This is a genomic window from Caulobacter sp. 73W, from assembly GCF_041021955.1.
In the GTDB taxonomy this organism is placed as follows: domain Bacteria; phylum Pseudomonadota; class Alphaproteobacteria; order Caulobacterales; family Caulobacteraceae; genus Caulobacter.
The window spans coordinates 64,893-82,952 of record NZ_CP158375.1; the positions used below are offsets into that span (position 1 = coordinate 64,893).

General features: G+C 63.9%; 21 protein-coding genes. 15 read left to right on the forward strand and 6 right to left on the reverse strand.

Annotated features, from left to right (window positions below; translation table 11 throughout):
* Nucleotides 1-18: 18 nt before the first annotated feature.
* From ABOZ73_RS00275 to ABOZ73_RS00285, 3 genes are read left to right on the forward strand one after another with little or no spacing between them, the layout of a single operon-like run.
* Nucleotides 19-1,692 carry a copper resistance system multicopper oxidase gene (locus ABOZ73_RS00275; RefSeq protein WP_369059783.1) on the forward strand — a complete coding sequence of 558 codons (1,674 nt, stop codon included), beginning with the start codon at nucleotides 19-21 and terminating at the stop codon, nucleotides 1,690-1,692.
* Nucleotides 1,689-2,636: a copper resistance protein B gene (locus ABOZ73_RS00280; RefSeq protein ID WP_369059785.1), complete on the forward strand. Its 948-nt coding sequence runs from the start codon at nucleotides 1,689-1,691 to the stop codon at nucleotides 2,634-2,636. Before ABOZ73_RS00275 ends, ABOZ73_RS00280 begins: the two co-directional genes overlap by 4 nt.
* Nucleotides 2,637-2,671: 35 nt before the next feature.
* A complete protein-coding gene (locus tag ABOZ73_RS00285) occupies nucleotides 2,672-2,980 on the forward strand; it encodes a copper-binding protein (RefSeq protein WP_369059786.1) in 309 nt (102 codons plus the stop codon).
* A gap of 6 nt (nucleotides 2,981-2,986) precedes the next feature.
* Here the strand turns inward: ABOZ73_RS00285 and ABOZ73_RS00290 are convergent, their stop codons facing one another.
* Together ABOZ73_RS00290 and ABOZ73_RS00295 are read right to left on the reverse strand one after the other, a co-directional pair.
* The gene (locus ABOZ73_RS00290; RefSeq protein ID WP_369059788.1) at nucleotides 2,987-3,697 is read right to left on the reverse strand and encodes a PepSY domain-containing protein; all 711 of its coding nucleotides are present in this window, start codon (nucleotides 3,695-3,697) and stop codon (nucleotides 2,987-2,989) included.
* Entirely contained in the window at nucleotides 3,697-4,404 is a 708-nt protein-coding gene (locus ABOZ73_RS00295) for a hypothetical protein (RefSeq protein ID WP_369059790.1), read from the reverse strand. Before ABOZ73_RS00295 ends, ABOZ73_RS00290 begins: the two co-directional genes overlap by 1 nt.
* 390 nt (nucleotides 4,405-4,794) lie before the next feature.
* On the opposite strand from ABOZ73_RS00295, the gene ABOZ73_RS00300 reads away from it, so the two are divergent.
* From ABOZ73_RS00300 to ABOZ73_RS00330, 7 genes are all read left to right on the forward strand, one after another.
* Complete coding sequence (locus tag ABOZ73_RS00300; protein ID WP_369059791.1) at nucleotides 4,795-7,437, forward strand: TonB-dependent receptor plug domain-containing protein; 2,643 nt, start codon at nucleotides 4,795-4,797, stop codon at nucleotides 7,435-7,437.
* A 147-nt stretch (nucleotides 7,438-7,584) separates the two neighbouring features.
* A complete protein-coding gene (locus tag ABOZ73_RS00305) occupies nucleotides 7,585-7,875 on the forward strand; it encodes a hypothetical protein (RefSeq protein ID WP_369059793.1) in 291 nt (96 codons plus the stop codon).
* A gap of 44 nt (nucleotides 7,876-7,919) precedes the next feature.
* A complete protein-coding gene (locus tag ABOZ73_RS00310) occupies nucleotides 7,920-8,312 on the forward strand; it encodes a Spy/CpxP family protein refolding chaperone (RefSeq protein ID WP_369059794.1) in 393 nt (130 codons plus the stop codon).
* A gap of 44 nt (nucleotides 8,313-8,356) precedes the next feature.
* A complete protein-coding gene (locus tag ABOZ73_RS00315) occupies nucleotides 8,357-8,887 on the forward strand; it encodes an RNA polymerase sigma factor (RefSeq protein WP_369059796.1) in 531 nt (176 codons plus the stop codon).
* Between the two features lie 83 nt (nucleotides 8,888-8,970).
* On the forward strand, nucleotides 8,971-9,222 hold the full coding sequence (locus tag ABOZ73_RS00320; protein ID WP_369059797.1) for a type II toxin-antitoxin system Phd/YefM family antitoxin: 252 nt from the start codon (nucleotides 8,971-8,973) through the stop codon (nucleotides 9,220-9,222).
* Entirely contained in the window at nucleotides 9,219-9,647 is a 429-nt protein-coding gene (locus tag ABOZ73_RS00325) for a type II toxin-antitoxin system VapC family toxin (protein WP_369059799.1), read from the forward strand. The genes ABOZ73_RS00320 and ABOZ73_RS00325 overlap by 4 nt, the downstream gene beginning before the upstream one ends.
* 277 nt (nucleotides 9,648-9,924) lie before the next feature.
* Entirely contained in the window at nucleotides 9,925-10,347 is a 423-nt protein-coding gene (locus ABOZ73_RS00330; protein ID WP_369059800.1) for a hypothetical protein, read from the forward strand.
* Between the two features lie 219 nt (nucleotides 10,348-10,566).
* Here the strand turns inward: ABOZ73_RS00330 and ABOZ73_RS00335 are convergent, their stop codons facing one another.
* Nucleotides 10,567-11,328: an alpha/beta fold hydrolase gene (locus ABOZ73_RS00335; protein WP_369059802.1), complete on the reverse strand. Its 762-nt coding sequence runs from the start codon at nucleotides 11,326-11,328 to the stop codon at nucleotides 10,567-10,569.
* 215 nt (nucleotides 11,329-11,543) lie between these two features.
* Between ABOZ73_RS00335 and ABOZ73_RS00340 the strand changes: the two genes are divergently transcribed.
* Nucleotides 11,544-11,849, forward strand: a complete 306-nt coding sequence (locus ABOZ73_RS00340; RefSeq protein WP_369059804.1) for a hypothetical protein — start codon at nucleotides 11,544-11,546, stop codon at nucleotides 11,847-11,849.
* A gap of 127 nt (nucleotides 11,850-11,976) precedes the next feature.
* A complete protein-coding gene (locus tag ABOZ73_RS00345; RefSeq protein WP_369059806.1) occupies nucleotides 11,977-12,585 on the forward strand; it encodes a hypothetical protein in 609 nt (202 codons plus the stop codon).
* Between the two features lie 273 nt (nucleotides 12,586-12,858).
* Here ABOZ73_RS00345 and ABOZ73_RS00350 read toward each other — a convergent pair whose 3' ends face one another.
* The 3 genes from ABOZ73_RS00350 to ABOZ73_RS00360 all read right to left on the reverse strand — a co-directional run bounded on the left by ABOZ73_RS00350 (nucleotide 12,859) and on the right by ABOZ73_RS00360 (nucleotide 14,502).
* A complete protein-coding gene (locus tag ABOZ73_RS00350) occupies nucleotides 12,859-13,575 on the reverse strand; it encodes a hypothetical protein (RefSeq protein ID WP_369059807.1) in 717 nt (238 codons plus the stop codon).
* A 296-nt stretch (nucleotides 13,576-13,871) separates the two neighbouring features.
* Nucleotides 13,872-14,102 carry a hypothetical protein gene (locus ABOZ73_RS00355; RefSeq protein ID WP_369059809.1) on the reverse strand — a complete coding sequence of 77 codons (231 nt, stop codon included), beginning with the start codon at nucleotides 14,100-14,102 and terminating at the stop codon, nucleotides 13,872-13,874.
* Between the two features lie 64 nt (nucleotides 14,103-14,166).
* Nucleotides 14,167-14,502, reverse strand: coding sequence for a hypothetical protein (locus tag ABOZ73_RS00360; protein WP_369059811.1), 336 nt, complete (start codon nucleotides 14,500-14,502; stop codon nucleotides 14,167-14,169).
* Between the two features lie 168 nt (nucleotides 14,503-14,670).
* Here ABOZ73_RS00360 and ABOZ73_RS00365 point away from each other — a divergent pair, with 168 nt between their 5' ends.
* From ABOZ73_RS00365 to ABOZ73_RS00375, 3 genes are read left to right on the forward strand one after another with little or no spacing between them, the layout of a single operon-like run.
* Entirely contained in the window at nucleotides 14,671-16,731 is a 2,061-nt protein-coding gene (locus ABOZ73_RS00365) for a TonB-dependent siderophore receptor (RefSeq protein ID WP_369059812.1), read from the forward strand.
* 38 nt (nucleotides 16,732-16,769) lie between these two features.
* Nucleotides 16,770-17,879 carry a PepSY-associated TM helix domain-containing protein gene (locus ABOZ73_RS00370; RefSeq protein WP_369059813.1) on the forward strand — a complete coding sequence of 370 codons (1,110 nt, stop codon included), beginning with the start codon at nucleotides 16,770-16,772 and terminating at the stop codon, nucleotides 17,877-17,879.
* The gene (locus tag ABOZ73_RS00375) at nucleotides 17,876-18,055 is read left to right on the forward strand and encodes a hypothetical protein (RefSeq protein WP_369059814.1); all 180 of its coding nucleotides are present in this window, start codon (nucleotides 17,876-17,878) and stop codon (nucleotides 18,053-18,055) included. The genes ABOZ73_RS00370 and ABOZ73_RS00375 overlap by 4 nt, the downstream gene beginning before the upstream one ends.
* Nucleotides 18,056-18,060 lie beyond the last annotated feature (5 nt).

The window sequence follows — 18,060 nt, forward strand, 5'->3', positions numbered from 1 at the left end:
CGCGGCGGCTTTCAGTGTATGCTTTGGAAATCCAATTCGCTGTCGCGTCGACAGCTGCTGGGCGCCGGCGCAGCCGCCACCCTGCTTCCCGCCTGGGCCAGGGCGTTTGAAGGACGCTCGACGTCGGCCCTGACGGGCGACGACATCGCCCTGACCATCGGCCATTCCAGCGTGACCCTTGATGGCCGCAAGGGCCATGCGGTGACGATCAACGGGACGGTCCCTGGTCCGCTGATCCGGCTGAATGAAGGCCAGAACGTCCGCATCGCGGTGACCAACAAGCTGCACGAGGACACCTCGATCCACTGGCACGGCCTGCTGGTGCCGTTTCAGATGGACGGGGTGCCGGGCGTCAGCTTCCCGGGCATCAAGCCGGGCGAGACTTTCGTCTACGACTTTCCGGTCATCCAGGCGGGGACCTACTGGTATCACAGCCACTCCGGCCTGCAGGAGCTGGAGGGGCACTACGGCCCGCTGATCATCGATCCGAAGGGCGCAGAGCCCGCGCCCTATGACCGCGAGCACGTGATCGTGCTGTCGGACTACAGCTTTATGCACCCGCACAAGTTGATCCAGCGGCTCAAGCAGCAGGCTGGCTACTTCAACATGCAAAAACAGACCCTGGCCGGTCTGTTGAAGGGCAAGGACCAGCCGTTGAGCGAGCGGGTCGAATGGTCCGCCATGCGCATGGATCCGACGGACATCCTGGATGTCACCGGTTCGACCTACACCTATCTGATCAACGGCCATGGCCCTAAAGACAACTGGACGGGCCTGTTTGAGCCTGGTCAGCGGGTGCGCCTGCGGGTGATCAACGCCGCCTCCATGTCGGTGTTCAACCTGCGAATTCCCGACCTGCCCATGAGCGTGGTCCAGGCCGATGGCCTGCCGGTCCGCCCCGTGGAGGTGGACGAGCTGCAGATCTCGCCGGCCGAGACCTATGACGTGATCCTCACACCCGGCGACCGCGCCTATACCCTGGTGGCCGAGGCCGCCGACCGGTCGGGCATGGCCCGCGCCACCCTGGCGCCGCGGGCCGGCATGACAGCGCCGGTCCCGCCGCTGCGCCGCCGTCCGATCTTGACCATGAAGGACATGGGCATGGATCACTCCATGCCGGGCATGGACCATGGCGACATGTCCATGCGCGATCCGATGATGGCGCCGCAGGTGGCGCTGACGCCTGGCGTGCAGATGATCTCGCCGATGCCGGCCGATCGGGTGGGCGACCGGGGCGTGGGCCTGGCCGACGTGGAGCACCGGGTGCTCGTCTACACCGACCTTGTCGCCCTGGAGGCCAATCCCGATCCAAGGCCGCCATCCCGCGAAGTGGAGATCCATCTGACCGGCAACATGGAACGGTTCATGTGGGGCTTCGATGGCAAGAAGTTCAGCGAACTGGTTGATCCCATTGCGTTTCGTCTGAACGAGCGAGTGCGGGTGACATTGGTCAACGACACCATGATGTCCCATCCGATCCACCTGCACGGCCACTTCTTCGAGGTGGTGAATGGGCATGAGGGGCATCATCCGCGCAAGCACACGGTGACGGTGCAGCCTGGCGGCAAGGTCAGCTTTGACCTCACCGCCGACGCCGAGGGCGACTGGGCCTTCCACTGCCACATGCTGATCCACATGCATGCGGGGATGTTCAATGTGGTCACTGTCCGCAAGGAAGGAGAGGGGGCATGAGCCATCTTGTCCTGATCCTGGCGCTGAGCGCCGCCACCGCGCCCGCTCTGGCCCAGACCGACCCGCATGCCGCTCATCACATGCCGGCCGCCCCAGCCCCGGCCCCAGCCCATGCCGAGCATGACAACTCTGGGCACGGAGCGCCGCCTTGGGCTGATGCGCCCGATGAGCACGCGGGGCATGAGGGCCATTCCGCGGCGCCCGCGGTCGCCGAGCCTACGAGCGCCCCCCAAGCGCCCAAGGACTTCGCCGCCGAGCGCTTCTACGATCCCAAGGTCATGGCCGCGGCCCGCGCTCAATTGCAGCGCGAGCACGGCGACATCCGTTGGTCACAAGTGATGCTGGAGACGGCCGAGCGCCGGCTGGGCGATGGAGACGGGTATGGCTGGGAAGGCCGGGCCTCCTTTGGCGGCGACATCAACCGCCTGGTCCTGAAATCGGAAGGCGAGGGCGACGATCACAGCCTGGAGGCCGCCGAACTGCAGGCGCTCTACGCGCGCACGATCGGTCCGTACTTCAACCTGCAGGCGGGCCTGCGTCATGACTTCAAGCCAGGTCCATCGCGCACCTACGCCGCGCTCGGCGTCGAGGGGTTGGCCCCTTACTGGTTCGAGGTCGGCGCCACCGCCTTCCTGTCTGAGAAGGGCGACCTGTCGGCGCGCTTCGAGGCCTCTTACGACCTGCGCGTCACTCAGCGCCTCATATTGGAGCCGCGCGCCGAGATCGAGCTGCAAGCTCAGGACGTCCCGGAGCTGGGGGAGGGCGCGGGCCTTTCATCCGCCGAGGTGGGGCTGCGTCTGCGCTACGCCATTCGCCAGGAGTTCGCGCCCTATATCGGCCTGATGCATGAGCGAAAGTTCGGCCAGACCGCCGACTACGCGCGCGTCCACGGCGAAGACCCCAAGGCAACCCGCTTCGTGGTCGGCCTGCGCGCCTGGTTCTGATCCAACAAGCTTCCAAGCCCCTGGAGATTTAGAAGATGAAATCCGCTTTGATCGCCGCCGCCGTTTTGGCCATCGCGTCGCCGGCGCTCGCCCAATCTCACGACCACCATGCCGCTCCCGCGGCCAAGTCCGCGGGCGCCGAGGGCGTGGGCGTGGTCAAGTCGATCGACGTCAAGGCGGGCAAGGCCGTCATCGCCCATGAGCCGATGCCGGCGCTTAGCTGGCCGGCCATGACCATGGCCTTCAAGGTCACCGACAAGGCCGGCCTGGCCGCCGTCAAGCCGGGCCAGAAGGTGCGTTTCACCGTGACCGGCCAGACGGTGACGGCGATCAAGGCCTACTGACGACCCTTAGGTTCGCCACCGCGCCAGCTTCGTAAAGTCGCTGGCGCGGAAGACCTTGAACAACAGCAAGATCCCCGTCAGCGCGATCCATACGGCGCCGAGCGCCGCGACGATGATAAGGGGATGGTTGAAGCTGCTGCGCTTGGCGTAGTCCATGTTGTGCAGCATCCAGAAGAAGTCCCAGGCGCGATAGGCGCGGGAACGACGCTCGACGATCTCTCCGCTGCCTTGGGAAATGTAGAACGTCGTCCTGGGCGCATCATCAAACGCGACCGCCCATAGGGCGCCCCTGGCTTCGCGCGCTTCCAGCGGCGGCGTGGCGTGGTGCGTGACGTCGGCCACGGCGCCGACGCCGGCATAGGCGCCTTTGGCGATGGCGGTCGCCTTATCGCGATCCACAATGACGTGCTGGCCAGCTTGCGCATCGAGCAGCACGGCGCCCTTCTGCGTGACGATCTCCACAGTGGGCCGGCCATCGACCAGGAAGCTGCGGAGCGCCAGAACCTGGCTGTCGCCCGCACCGGCGATGAGCGCCTGCATGGATGCCGACGAGCCGGCGCCGGGACGCGCGACCGGGTCGCGAGACAGGCCTTCGCCGGCGACGGCGTGGTGGTCCAGCATGGCCATGGCGGCGCCTGACACTGTCCATACCACCAGTTGAAGGCCCAGGCCCAGGCCGACCCATTTATGCAGACGGCGAAGAAGCAGCAGGTCCATTACGTCGTACTCCGCGCGCGGCGGCGCTTGCGTTTGGGGAAGCTGTAGAGGAGCAACCAGGCGCCGCTCAGGGTGGTGAAGGCGGCGGCGACGGTGACCACCCGCAGCAGCGGGTTGTTCACGTCCGCGCGCTCCTTATAGTCCATGATGTGCAGCATCCAGGCGATGTCAAAGGCTCGCCAGAGATCATGCCTGCGCGACACCAGCTCGCCTGTCTGCGGCGACAGATAGAAGGTCGGGTCGCCCAAGCCTTCGAACTCGACGCGCCAGATCGGCATCGCCCGCCCCTTGATCTCCCCGGGAGCCTTGGTCAGCAGCTCGGCCGTCTCGATGGCGCCGTCGCCGGTGTAGAGACGCTGAGCGATGGGGCGGATTTCGGCTTCGTTCAGTGGAGGCAGCGGCGCGCCGCTGCGGGCGTCCACAACGCGACGGCCGCTCGCGCCGTCGATCACATAGGCGGGGGCTCCACGAAGACTGATGAGCCGGGCGCCTTGGTCGGATGACGGGTCCATCAGCTCGGCCGGAGCGCTGAGCGCACGCAGATCGAAACGAGCCGGCGGCAGGGATCTGACGAGGTGGTCGCCATGGATGATGTCGATGTGGACGACGACCATATAGAGGCCGCTGAGGGTCCAGATCGCGAGCTGCACGCCCACCACTAGCGCCAGCCACTTGTGAAGGCTCCGCGCCAACCAAGGCAACCTCATCAGATCCCCCTTTCGGCGCCCATGAGAGCAGGGCGCCACCCCTGTCTATACGTCCCGCCGCCACCGCACCCTCACGAGAAAAAAGTTCGAGGCGCCGCGAGGGAGGGCTCCACCTGGCGCGTAGTTGATGGCGGACAAGCGCGTCGGGACAGCCCCTCGTCGGCCCTAACGCATGCTCGAATAGCGAGAAAGAAATAACCCACATTCTCGCAAAACCAAGCAGGACATGCTGCGAGGTTGATCAAAAGCGCCTCAAACTGGCAAAAAATTGCCATTTGATGAAAGTCATCGACTTGACATGTCTATACAATCTCGCAGAGCGTTAAGGCGCTCGGTCCCTCAGGGATCTCATCGATAGGGGGTAGTTCGATGCGCGTACGGAATGTCTTGATGGCCGCGACGGCCATCGCTGGGGGCGTGCTTGCCGCGCCCGTTACGGGTTGGGGGCAGGAGGCCTCGGTCGACGAACTCATCGTCACCGGCAGTCGGATCCGCCGCGCCGATATCGAGGGCGTGGGCCCTGTCACCGTCCTTGACGAAAAGCAGATCGCCAACACCGGCATCGTCAGCGTCGAGAACCTGCTGCAGCGTCTGCCGGCTTCCGCCGGCGCCGCCGGCAACCAGACCAACGCCTATTGGACAGGCCGCGGTTGGGGGACCGCTCAGGTCAACCTGCGCGGCCTTGGCATCAATCGGACCCTGACCTTGCTCAACGGTCGACGTCTGGTGAACGGCGGCACGGGCGCCAACAGCGCGCCTGATCTGAACACCATTCCCACCGCCATCATCGGCCGTATCGAGGTGCTCAAGGATGGCGCTTCGGCGGTCTATGGCGCGGACGCCGTGGCCGGCGTCGTCAACATCATCACCAAGACCGATCTCGAAGGCTTCGCCGTCGCTGGACGCTACGGGCTTTCGGGCGAGGGCGATGGCGGCGACCTGACGCTCGACGCTTCCTATGGCGTGCGGGGCGATCGCGGGGGCTTGGCTTTCGCGGTCAGCTACCAGACCACGGATGCGGTCAACATGGCCAAGCGCGCCCCGTGCCCGCTGAGCGGAGCCACTGGGGCTTTAGTTTGCCTTGGAAGCGGCTCCACCGCCGGCGGCCGCGTCAGCCTGGCCAACGGTCAGACCGTCAACTTCACGACCGGCAATGCATATGAGCCCTATAGCGCGGCCGCCCATGGCTTTAACGGCAACCCGTACCTGAACGCCGTCAATCCGATCGATCGTCTGACCACGGGTCTGTTTGGCGACTACGAACTCACCGACAGCATCACGCTCTTTGGCGAGTTCCTCTACACCCACCGCCAGACCACCCAGCTGTCCTCGCCGGGGACCTTGGCTGGCTTTGCAGTGGCGGCGAGCAATCCGACCAACCCGACGGGCGGCGCCATCAACATCATCCAGCGCCGGCTGGTTGAAGGGGGGCCGCGCAACGCCTTCCAAGAGACCAATACCTATCAGGCCACCCTCGGCGCCCGCGGCGATCTGATCGCCGACTGGACCTGGGAAGCGGCGGTGAACTACGGCCGCAACACCGGCGTCGACGGCTTCACCAACATCGCCAACAAGCAGCACGTCACCAACACGCTCAATACGGCCGTGTGCAGCTTCGCGGCGGGGGCGGCCATTCCATGCGGCGACTATCTGGGCGCCGGCGATCTCACGCCCGACGTGCTGCGCTACATCATGGCGACGACCCGCGACTACGGCGGCAACGAGACGGTCAACGCCAACTTCGACGCCACCGGCTCGCTGTTCAATCTGCCGGCCGGAGCCCTGCAGGCCGCCGTCGGCGTCATGTATCGCAAGGACCACGGTTGGCGCTCTCCGGACAACCTGATCGTCCTGGGCATCGCTAACTCCAACCAGCAAAGCCCGATCGATGGCGAGATCGAAGCGATCGAAGGCTACGCCGAAGTCAGCGCGCCGCTCCTGAAGGACTTGCCGCTGATCGAGATGCTGCGTGTCGATGGTGCTGTGCGCTATTCCGACTATGAGCGCTTTGGCAGCGACACCAACTACAAGATCGGCCTGGATTGGACGTTGGGCTTTGGATTGCGCGCTCGCGCCACCTGGGGCACGGCGTTCCGGGTGCCGAGCGTCGCCGAGCTGTTTGGCGGTCTGTCTCAGGGGCTGCTGACGACCAGTGATCCATGCAGCCGCTACGCCACCAGCACCAATGCTGTCGTCGTGGCCAACTGTCGCGCCAGCGGCGTGCCCGCCAACTACATCCAGCCCAACAACAACATCCTGACCACGACGGGTGGCAATCTCAACCTAACCCCTGAGACCGCCGAGACCCTCACGCTTGGCCTGGTGTACGAGCCGACCTTCGTGCCGCGCCTGTCGCTGACGGTCGACTACTTCGACATCAAGATCGACGACGCCATCCGCTCGATCACCGGCTCGACCAAGCTTTCCGTCTGCTACAACACGCCCAACATGAACCACCCGTTCTGCAGCCCGCAGAACTTCACCCGCAGCAATGTCACCGGCGAAGTCGGCTTCCTGTCTTCGCAGCAGGTGAACGTGGGCTCTGAGACCATGAAGGGCGTCGACGCCGCCGCGCGCTACAGCTTCGATCTGGCTGGGCGCACCGCCATGTTCGACGCGGGCGTCACCTATCTGGACGACTACACCATCGTTCCGTTCCCGGGCGGCGCGCCGATCCTCTACAAGGGCCACATCGGCGGCGGCAACGGCGGCTATCCCAAGTGGCGCGGCCTCACCAGCCTGACCGTGGACGACCCCAAGTGGTCGGCGACCTATTCGATCCAATGGATCGGGCGGGCGACTGATTTCAACGCCGCGCCCACGGCCCTGGGCTACCGCACGCCCAACGTCTTCTATCACAACGCCCAGTTCTCTTACCGCTTGACGGAGAAGGCCATCATCGCCGTCGGCGGCGACAACATCTGGGACAAGAAGGCTCCTTATCTGCCGTCCTATACGGACGCCAACACCGACACCATGACCTACGACCTGATGGGCCGTCGTGGTTATGTTCGAATGACCTACGCCTTCTGATCCTTCAGGCCTGCCGGGTCGATCTTGCTTCTTGTGAGCCAGATCGACCCGGTGAGGGCAGGGGACGGCTTGCTCGTCCAGATGGATTGGTTGAGGGTCCGCTCCGTTTGGCGCGTATTATGCCTCGACGACCGTGGAGATGGCCCCTTGAAGCCCAACCTTGATCAGCTGCTTGCCCAGGCCAATCAACAGCCGCTCCCCAAGCTGGAGGGGCTGGAGGATCGGGTGTGGGCGCAGATCGCGCGCCATTCGCCGGTGAACGTCGAAACGGCGACCTGGCGGCTGAAGGCGGCCATGATCTCGGGCGCTTTGGCGCTTGGCCTCGCGGTCGGAGGCGCGACCGCGGCCGCGGCCGCTGGCCAGGCGAGCAAAGAGATATCGGCCTTCGGCGCCCGGATCGACCTTGCGCCTTCGACTCTTCTGGAGGGAATTGGTTGAGGCGGCCGTCGCTCGGATTTGTCCTGACATTCGTCGCCGCTGTCTTGGCCGCTGGCCTGGGCGGCTGGCTGGGCGCCTCCAAGGTGGCGGAGCGTAAGCATTCCACCACCGTCCACGATCTTTTGCTCGAAGGCATCGAGGTGACGGCCGAACAGGACCTGCGCCTTCGTGCCCTGGACGGCGACTACGAGGATCTGAAGCGGCGGCGCGAAGCCGAGCTGCGCAAGGCCAACGCCGAACTGGCTGCGGCGATCCTGGAAGGACACGCCTACACGCCCAAGGTCGCCGCCGCAGTCGAGCAGTTCCACCACGCGATGGGCGAATTCCAAAAAGAGACGATCGTCCACGTGCTGGAAATGCGGGCTGTGTTGACGCCCGAACAGGCCGAGCGCCTCGACAAGCGCGTGGCTGAAGCCCTGACTACGCAAGAGCCGTGAGCGAACGCGACGACGCCGATGATCGCCGCCTCGCTCATGAGGCGGTGAACGGCGTCGAGCGCGCCTTCACCGAGCTGATGCGCCGCCACAAGCAGTCCTTGTTTCGCTTCGTGGTTCGTTACGTCGGCGCAGAAGACGCCGCCTACGAGATCGTCCAGGAGAGCTTTGTTTCGGCCTGGCTCGCGATCGCCAGGTTCGACCCGAACCGGTCCTTCATCGTCTGGCTGCGAGCGATCGCCTTCAACAAGTGCCGCGACTATGGGCGGAGGGGAAAGACGCGGCGAGCCGTCTTCGCCGAAGCCGCCAACGATCAGATCGCCGCTGAGGTCTATCCCGATCCTGCGGCCTCGCCAGAACGCGTCGCGGTCGACAACGATCAACTGCGGCGACTGGATGAGGAGATCCGCAGGCTGCCTGAGCCGCTTCGGCAGGCCTTTCTCCTGGCCGGTTTTGGCGAGCTGACCGTGCGCGAGGCGGCCGAGGTGCTGGGGGTTTCCGTCAAGACCGTGGAGATGCGTCTCTATCGCGCCAGGGGGCAGCTGACGAAGGCGCTGCAAATGAGCTTTGAAGGCTAGCCAATGAACGCTGATGCGCTTCCCGGTCTCTTGTTACCGTCGGCAATTGTGACTATGTTTATGGTCATAATTGAGGATTGCTGATGAGCACCTACAGTGTGGCGGATGCCAAAAGCGGTTTGCCCAGGCTGATAGATCGCGCCCTTGAAGGGGAGGAGGTCATCATTTCTCGGCATGGGAAAGCGGTGGCTGAACTGCGACCTGTTACAGCGGTTCCGCGCCGAACGCCGCCAGCGACTTATGCGTGGCTTCAAGCAAGGCGGCAGTCGCGCGGTTCGGTCGGCATCAGCTCTGTGGAGCTGCTCAATCAGCTTTACGAGGATCCGGAGGCTTGAGTATCTACCTCGACGCCAGCGTCATATTGCCGGCTTTGATTGAAGAGCCAGGAAGCGCGGTCGTCGATAGATTTCTGAGCGAGCTGGATGATGAGTTCATCATCAGCGAATTTGCGGCCGCCGAGGTGGCGTCGGCTTTATCGCGCCTGGTGCGGACCGAGTTGCTGGTTCTCGAAGATGCCAGTCGACGGCTCGCAGACTTTGACGCATGGCGAGCGGCGGCGGCGCGTGACCTAGATTTTCAGGCCGCTGATGTGCGTTTGGCCAATGTCTTCGTTCGGCGCTTTGATCTCATGCTTCGTGCGCCAGACGCGCTTCACGCTGCGATGTGCCGCCGAGAGGACCACTTGTTGGTAACGATGGACAAGCGCCTGGCTGCGGCAGCGCGGGAGTTGGGGGTTCGAACCAAGCTCCTGGCCGTATGATATTTCTGGGATCGCCGCGAATAGGGCCGCCTACCAACCGGCATTTCCGATAATATATCTTAGACGACAAATGGGTATGCTCCCCGATCGGGATGTCACCAGCCTTGGCGTTCGAGATGGCAGGGTCTGCCTCTAGCGGTTCTGGCGTCACAGTGACGGCTAAGGATCCTCGCGCGCGGACGTCCCGCTTCCGGCGCCAGCAGGTTGTTCGGTTGTGGGGGCTGTATTCCGTGTCGAGCGATTATCAGCCATTGATCGCCTCCAGCGCAGCAACCCAATGGTCGTGATGCAGCCCACGGAACTCGATTTCGCGCCCGATGGTGAGAGCCGCTGGGCCGGTATGGGCGACTACATTCTTCGTTCGCCCGATCGCTCTCACGAGATTGCGTTGCGGTACCTGGGCGAACCGCCGCATGGCGACAGCTACCACGAGCTGCACATCGATGGCGTAAGGATGCCTGGCTATGTTTGGGGCTGCAATTTCGCGTTCACGCCAGACTCGAAGCTGCTGGCCGCCAGCTGGATGGCCGAGCGATATGAACGCAAGACCGTCCTGATCGACGTTGAACAGCGGCGTTTTGCGGTTCTACCCGAGTACCTCGAGAATTTTGGGTTCAACGAGGGCAAGCTGGTCGGGGTGGACCTGAGCGCGGGGAAATCCTGTGCAGTCGCAGCGGTTGGAAATTGGACGAGCTTCTGATGGGCGAAGCCCCCTCCCCTTGGCCGCCAGAGTACAGAAATTTCGCAGTGATCAGGGCCTCGTCTGCTCAGCAACTATCGGCAGGTTTGCGCCACTTACGGACATTGAGTTAGACCCACAGACTTGCCGTTCGAGGCGCGCCTGATCGCTCGTCGGCTACTGGCGTGAATGCGCCAAAGGGCGACATACCGATCGCTTCGAAACTAGCGATACTGACCCTTAGTGGCCTGCAGGCTCCGATACTACTGCGCCCGGCCAACCTAGATCGCCTAGCCACGGAACAATCGCGCCGGCAAGTTCCTCGGGCGCCTCGAGCGGAATCATGTGGCCTGAGCTTTGGATGACGACCATCTTCGAATGGGCGATACCTTCATGAAGGGCTGACGCCTCAGTTAACGAACGTAGCTGATCTTGCGCCGCAGCCACGATAAGGGTGGGGCACGTGAGCTCGCTCAACCGGTCGGCGTCGCTAGTTCTGACGAGGGCTGACTGGCGTTGGAAGACGCTCCCACCCAGACGCTCGCTCATGGCTCGGATACGGTCGATAATCGGCCCGTCGACATGTGATGGCGCAACGGATGACAAAACCGCGGAGCGGCTCAGGCCCGCAAACTTTGAGGGGTCGAAGGCTCGCGCGACGGCGTCTTTGCGCTGCCGTTGAATTTCATTGTCGCCTTCGGACGAGGTCGCGATGAGAATCAGGGCAAGCACACGTTCGGGCGCCCTTCGGGCGACCTCTCGCACCACGTATCCCCCCATCGAGAAGCCAATCAAGACGAAGCGCTGGGGAGCGTCCGTGAGCAGCCGCGTCGCCATCGCTTCAATCGTGGCGTCCTGCGTAAGGTCGGCATGATGAATGCTGAACCTTGGCTCGTCCGAAGCTGACATTCTCGCTTCGAGTTCCCGCCACAGATCGCGGTCGAGCATGTAGCCCGGGACGAGGACAATCGGAACAACGATAGCTGGGCTCATCGGCTTCATGTAGTCCCGGAGTGGGCGTGCCACCAACTGATCAGCGCATAATTGCCTGCGCACATTTGACCGCAAACCGTCGAACGCTCAAAGCGGACGCGTCCAACGGCGGCCGTGAGCCGTGTGCGGCCACCCTACCAACTCGCAACGCCCCAACGGGGACTCTACCAACAGTCCCCTTGCGACTCTTGCGGACTTGGTTACGCCCAGCGATCTTGGAACCGATGGACCAGTTTCTGCGAACCGCGCTGATATCGATTACGACCGATTTTCTAGAGGGACGTATTTCACCGTTGGAGGCAGCAATCGCGCTCGCTCCGTTTGAAGATGACGTCGCCCCTGAGCTTCGAGAGTGCATCGCTGATATGGTCCTAGTCTCGAGCGAAACCGACGCAATCCCGGTCGGTTCTCGACGCGATCTCTGGCATCCGGACGTGCGGGCGCGTGAGGATGAGAAACACGACAGCGCACAGGCTTGGGCCGAGCCGATGGTGAGGGCTACCTGTCAGAGGCTTGCAGCTGAACTCTAAGCTAATCGCCGATTTGCGCGCTCAGACTTTGCGGCGCGTTACCGCAAAGCCGACCTAACCAACGACCTCAATGAGCCGTTTCTCCACGTTACATTGCATTGCGGCGCTAGTGGAATGAGGCTGCAGCATGGTCGACCGCACCCTTAGGTTATTCGAGAGCAGCGACGGCAGACGCCAAGCGAGCGTCTTCAGCAGAGGTGACTTCTACCTCTACGACGAGCATGCGCTGATCGACGATGACGGAGAGGTCGTCTGGTCACCACAGGACGAGTCCGGCCTGTACGCTACCGCAGCCGCTGCGGAGACCGCCCTGCGTGCCTCCATTGTCTGGATGCGTCAGGACGGCTGGCGAGCCTTGTTGCCCCCAACGCCAGGCTCCTGGACGTCGCTCCAACTGCCGCATGCGCGCCAGGCGCTGCTTGATGTGCTTTGCGAAGATCTAGCCGTCATCGACCCGCTTCAGGCCTGGGCTGATCAGCGTGCGAACGGCTGGGTGGCCGGGATTGATGTGATCATCCACCAGCTATTCGACGATAACGATTTCACTGCACACGCGATCGGTGAAAGCTTGTTCGACGAGGCGGAGGCCACAGCAGTCAGCCATGTCCTCGCGGCGCTCCGGTCACTTCTCGAGCGGCATCCCAACGGCACTGACGAAGACTTCGTCCGCGATCCCCAATGGCCGCGTCTGCGCAACGCCGCCATCGCCGCCTGGGCGAGGCTTCGTGATCGTTGACGCTCTCGAAAGGGGCCTCCTAGTGCAGACATCCATCGCGTCCGCATAGAGCCGAGTCCGGTCTCAGCCCGCTGCCAACGCGCCATCTGTCCACGTTAACCTTCCTCTATAGACGCAACACCCGGCTCTAGGCGGTGGGCATCCGTAGAGGACCGCGGCTAGAGCCGCGTAGCGGATGTCATCAAGTTCAGGGCCGGGTGGGAGCTGCCCTCGCCTGATCGGCGTCGATGGGTCCTCAACCTCTGGGGGCCGCCGGGCCAACGAGCACATGGCTTATTGTCCCGCGAAATCGGCGATGGCGTCCGCGAGCTCGTCATCCTGGCCAGCGAAGCCGTGATGGGCTGCGAACCGGCAGGGATTGCCCTCCTCGGTTCCACCCTCAAGCCACACTACAGACACTCTGCCGGAGGCCCAGTCGACGAAGGGCTGGACGCCCTCAGGACGGGTGAAGCGACAACCATCCGCCCTGTGATGGATGACGAGGGTCTCCGGCAGATGCGCCGGATCGCCGAGAATGTCGCCCACGCCTCGGGAGGGGCCGGAGGCGTCGCTGAGGAAGCCGGACGTCAGGATCAGCCGGTCAGGCGTCGCGCCGGCCAACAGGCCTTCGGCTGCCCGAGGCGTGCCGGCGCTCGTCGCCACGACAGTGACCGGACCGCCAAGCTGGCGCGCATGGTCCACCGCCTCGGACAGAACCGTGCCTTCCTCGACCAGCAGAACGTTGAATCCGCGCGCCGCAAACCGATGGGCGTTCCGAATGAGAACATTCGTCGCGTTCTCCAATATGGTCGCGCCTTCGCCGACGCCGAGCCGCCCGTTTCCGCCTGTCAGCACGACGAGACTGCCCCGCGCGCCCCGCGCACGCACAAGAATGTTCGGGACCTCGCCAACCTGCAGCACCTCCCCGCCCGCGACCGCTAGGGGCACGCTGGCGGGCGTTTGAGTTTGAACCGCGAGGAGCGCGGTGGCGAAGAGGGCGGCGAGGTTCATCGAAATCTCCTGAAAAGGGCTGTGGCGGAAGCAGCCGTCCTGGCTGCGGGCCTGCCGCTTGCCTGCTCACCCAGTCTCCCAAAGCCGATGACTCTTTCACCCGGCGTCTACGACACCCCGCCGCGCGCGGCCGTACAGAGTGGATGGCGGGCCCTCGCGGTTGGCCGAGCCCCTTTGGTGTTCCCCCCGGACGGTGAAAACCTACACGGCGCGCGCTGCGATTAAAATTCCAGTAGCGGACTGCAGTTCAGTCCGCTCCGAGCCGTTATGCGCCGTTCCTAACCAAGCAGCGCGGATCATCCTGGACCAGTGCTGATCTGGAGAACGGCGGCCGCGAAGAACGTCATAAAGACCGCCAGCGCCGTTCCCTTCAATGCGCCAAGCAACTTGCGGCCCCAGCTTCGTCCTTCTTCACGAGCGACGCTTCGCTCGATCACCGCGCCGAAAAGGGTGATCCAGACGAGCACCAGGATACCCCATGCGTGGGTGCTAGCTTGCAACCAGACCGGATCAGAAAGCCTGCTCAAGGCGTGGCCTGTTCATTCCAACAGCGGAAGTCCGGAATGGGCAACACACAGGGTTCCTAAGACGCTACCTGGTTGAACCGATCGCCAGGGTTTCGCTCAGGCGCGCTTTTTGAAGCACTACTTCCAGCTGGTCGAAAGCGCGCAGCACGGCCGCCCTCTCCCCCTCCACGCTGCTGACGAATGAGCGCGTCTCGATCTTGGCGCGAAGATCGCCCACCGCTTCGATGACGATGTGCAGGGCGGCCATGATCACCGGGTCAGGCTCGATCCTGGCGTCGATCTCGCGAACGGCGTTGAGAATGTTGCGAAGATTATGGCCAGGATCGAGGTACGGGGTCACCGCCTCGGTCTGGGAGCGGCCAAGCTCAAGCCAGGCCCAAAGCGTCTCAACTGCCGTCATGATCGCCATCTTACGACCCCGCGCCTCCCAGGCGAAGCCGATTTGCCCATCGCAAGCGAGGCGTTTGAGCCACTCACCCGGCTGAAGTGCGTGTTACCCGCGTCTGCACTTGCGACGCGTTCTTATCGGTCCTAGAAGCCCGGCACGTTTCATAGGACTTTTTTTCGCATGCGTCTGCTCCTCTCCGCATCTATCGCCGTGCTCGCCGTTGCTTCAGCCGGCGCCGCCACCGCTCAGACCAATGTCGATGAGGTGATCATCACCGGCGAGCGCGCCACCACGGCGACGAAGACGGACACGCCTGTCATCCGCACCCCCCAGGCGATCAGCGTCGTCGAAGCAGACCTGTTCAACGACCGCGCCGCGCTCACCGTCCAAGAGACGCTGCGTTACTCGGCCGGCGCCGGCGCCGAGCCCTATGGCCTGGACACCCGCGGCGACGGCCCTTCCCTGCGCGGCTTCAGCTCGGCGCAATATCTGGACGGCCTGAACAAGGTTCTGGGCTTCAACCTGGTCCCCCGCACCGAAGTCTTCACCCTCGAGCGGATCGAGATCCTGCGCGGCCCCTCCTCCATGCTTTATGGACAAGGCTCGACCGGCGGCGTGGTCAACATGATCTCCAAAAAGCCGACTTTCGAGCGCGGCGGCCAGATCGCCGCACAGATCGGCTCATTCGATCGCTACCAGGGCATGTTCGACTACCAGTCGCCACTCACCGAGGACGGTGACCTGGCCGCCCGCCTGGTGGCCGTGGTTCGCGACGCCAACATGCAGACCGATCATGTGCGCGACGACCGCGTCGTGATCTCGCCGTCGATCAGCTGGAAGCCGGATGCGGCGACGACCCTGACCCTGATCGGCCTCTATCAGGACGACAAGACCAGCTCGAGCCAGCAGTTCCTGCCTTACGTGGCGACGCTGCAAGACACGTTCGCCAAGCTGCCGGTCGACCGCTTCCTGGGCGAGCCGAGCTATGATCGTCTGAACACTGACCAGCTGGGCGTCACCCTGCTGGCCAACCGTCGCTTCAACGACGTCTTCGAAGCCAACGCCAACGTGCGCTACGTGGACGCTTCGACCGAGTTTCGGGAGATCTACGCCTACACCTATGGCAACCCGGCCAACCCGTTCATCGATCCGGCCAACCAGATCATCCCGCGTTCGGCCTACGCCATCAACTCCGACACCAATATCTTCACCGCCGACATCAACGGCACCGCGCGCTTCACGACTGGTGAGATCGAGCACGTGCTGCTGGCCGGAGTCGACATCCTGGACCTGAACAGCAAGTCGGCCAGCGGCTTCGGCATGGTCACGCCGATCAACGCCTATAACCCCATCTACGGCCAGCCGTTCGACGCCCCTGCCCTGGCGACCATGCCCAAGCTCGACCAGAGCCAGCTGGGTCTCTACATCCAGGACCAGCTGCGCTGGCGTCAGCTGACCGTGGTCGCCGGCGTGCGCCGCGACCGCGCCAAGCAAAAGACCGAAGGCTCGGCCACGCAGATCGATGAGGCCACCAGCTTCCGCGTCGGCGCGATCTACGACCTGGGCAACGGCTTCTCGCCCTACGCCAGCTATTCAGAATCCTTCCTGCCGGTGGCCGGCCTGAACGCCTACGGCGTCGCCTACCGCCCGCAAAAGGGCGAGCAGTTCGAAGTCGGCGTGAAGTGGCGCCCGATCCTCGGCGCCCTGATCACGGTCGCCGCCTACGATCTGAACGAGACCAACCGTCAGACCAACGACCCGGACAACGTCGTCAACCTGATCCAGACCGGCAAGATCAGCGGCAAGGGCGTCGAGTTCGAAGCCAGCTGGACGAGCCCGCGCGACCTGACGGTCACCCTGGCGGCCAGCCACGCCAAGACCGAGATCGAAAACTCCTCGGCAGCTTACGAGGTGGGTCGTCAGGCTTCCGACACGCCGCGCAACACCGCCTCGGTCTGGGCGATCAAGACGCTGCAGTTGCAAAACGACGTCGACTTCCGCTTCGGCGGCGGCGTCCGGTATGTCGGCCACACGGACTCCATCGGCTCGAACATCACCCTGCGCACCCCTTCCTACACGATCGCCGACGCCCTGATCGGCGTCGATTGGGGTCAGTGGTCGCTGAGGGCGACGGCGACCAACCTCTTCGACAAGCAGTACTTTGCGCCCTGCCGCTTCTTTGGCGACTGCTTCACCGGCCAGGGCCGCAACGTCATCGCCACCCTCGGCTACCGGTTCTAGATCAGATGAAGCACGGCGCGCTGAGAAGCTGGTTTTGGGTGCACAAGTGGACGAGCCTCGTCTGCACCCTTTTCCTGTTGCTGCTCTGCGTGACCGGGCTTCCGCTGATCTTCGCCGAAGAGATCGGGCATCTGACCGGCGCGGCGGTTGAACCGCCGCCGCCGCCGGCGGGTTCGCAAGCCCTGAACGTCGATGACCTCGTCGCTCAGGCCAACGCCAAGTATCCCAGCGACGTGCCGCTGTTTTTTGGCTGGGACGCGCACTCCACCGGCGTATACGTCAACCTGGGCGCTGAGCCCTCCACGCCGCCGGCGGGCATGAACACCGTCGTCATGGACGGTCATACCGGCCGTGACATGGAAGCCCCGCAGTTCAACACCGGCTTCATGTACGTCCTGCTTCGCCTGCACACCGACCTTTATGGCGGTCTGGCTGGCTATCTCTTCCTCGGCGTTATGGGCCTGCTGTTCGTCGCCTCGACGGTGTCGGGCGTGGTCCTCTATTCGCCCTTCATGAAAAAGCAGGCGTTCGGGGCCTTCCGCACCGACCGCAGCCGTCGCCTGGCGTGGCTGGACCTGCACAACCTTCTGGGCGCAGCCTCGATCATCTGGGTGCTGACCGTTGGGGTGACGGGCGCGATCAACACGGTCGCAGGGCCGCTGCAGAGCGCCTGGCAGGCCGATGCCGTGTCTGCTTTCGCCGCGCAGTATGAGGGCCGCCCTGCCCCGACCAAGCTTGCTTCCGTCGATCAGGCGATCAAGACGGCCCGTGAGGCCGAACCGAACATGCGGCCCGCCTTCGTGGCCTGGCCTGGCACGGGCTACAGCGGCGACCACCACTATGGGGTCTTCATGGCCGGCACGACGCCCGTGACCGCCCAGCTCTACTACCCCGTCCTCATCGACGCGGTGACTGGTGAGCTGACCGCTCAGCCCAAGGCGCCCTGGTACATCACCATGCTGCTGCTAAGCCAGCCGCTGCACTTTGGCAATTACGGCGGCATCGCCCTGAAGGTCATCTGGGCGCTTCTCGACCTGATGGTGATCGCCATCCTGGTCAGCGGCGTGGTGCTGTGGCTTCGCAAGTCCGGCGACACCAAGCGCCTGGACAAGCTCAAGGTCGCCCATGACGCCAAGGCGCACGCATGAAGAGCTATTCGCTTCGCCCCTTCCTGATCCCGACCATACTGGGCGTCATCACCGGATTTGCGCTTCTGGCCGCGCTTTTGAGCGACGGCCTCTTAGAGACCATTTCGGTCGTTCTGCTCGGCGGCGTGGTGGCGCTGGTCATCGTGCATCTGCTGCGACGGCAGCCCCGCAGCTAGGGCTT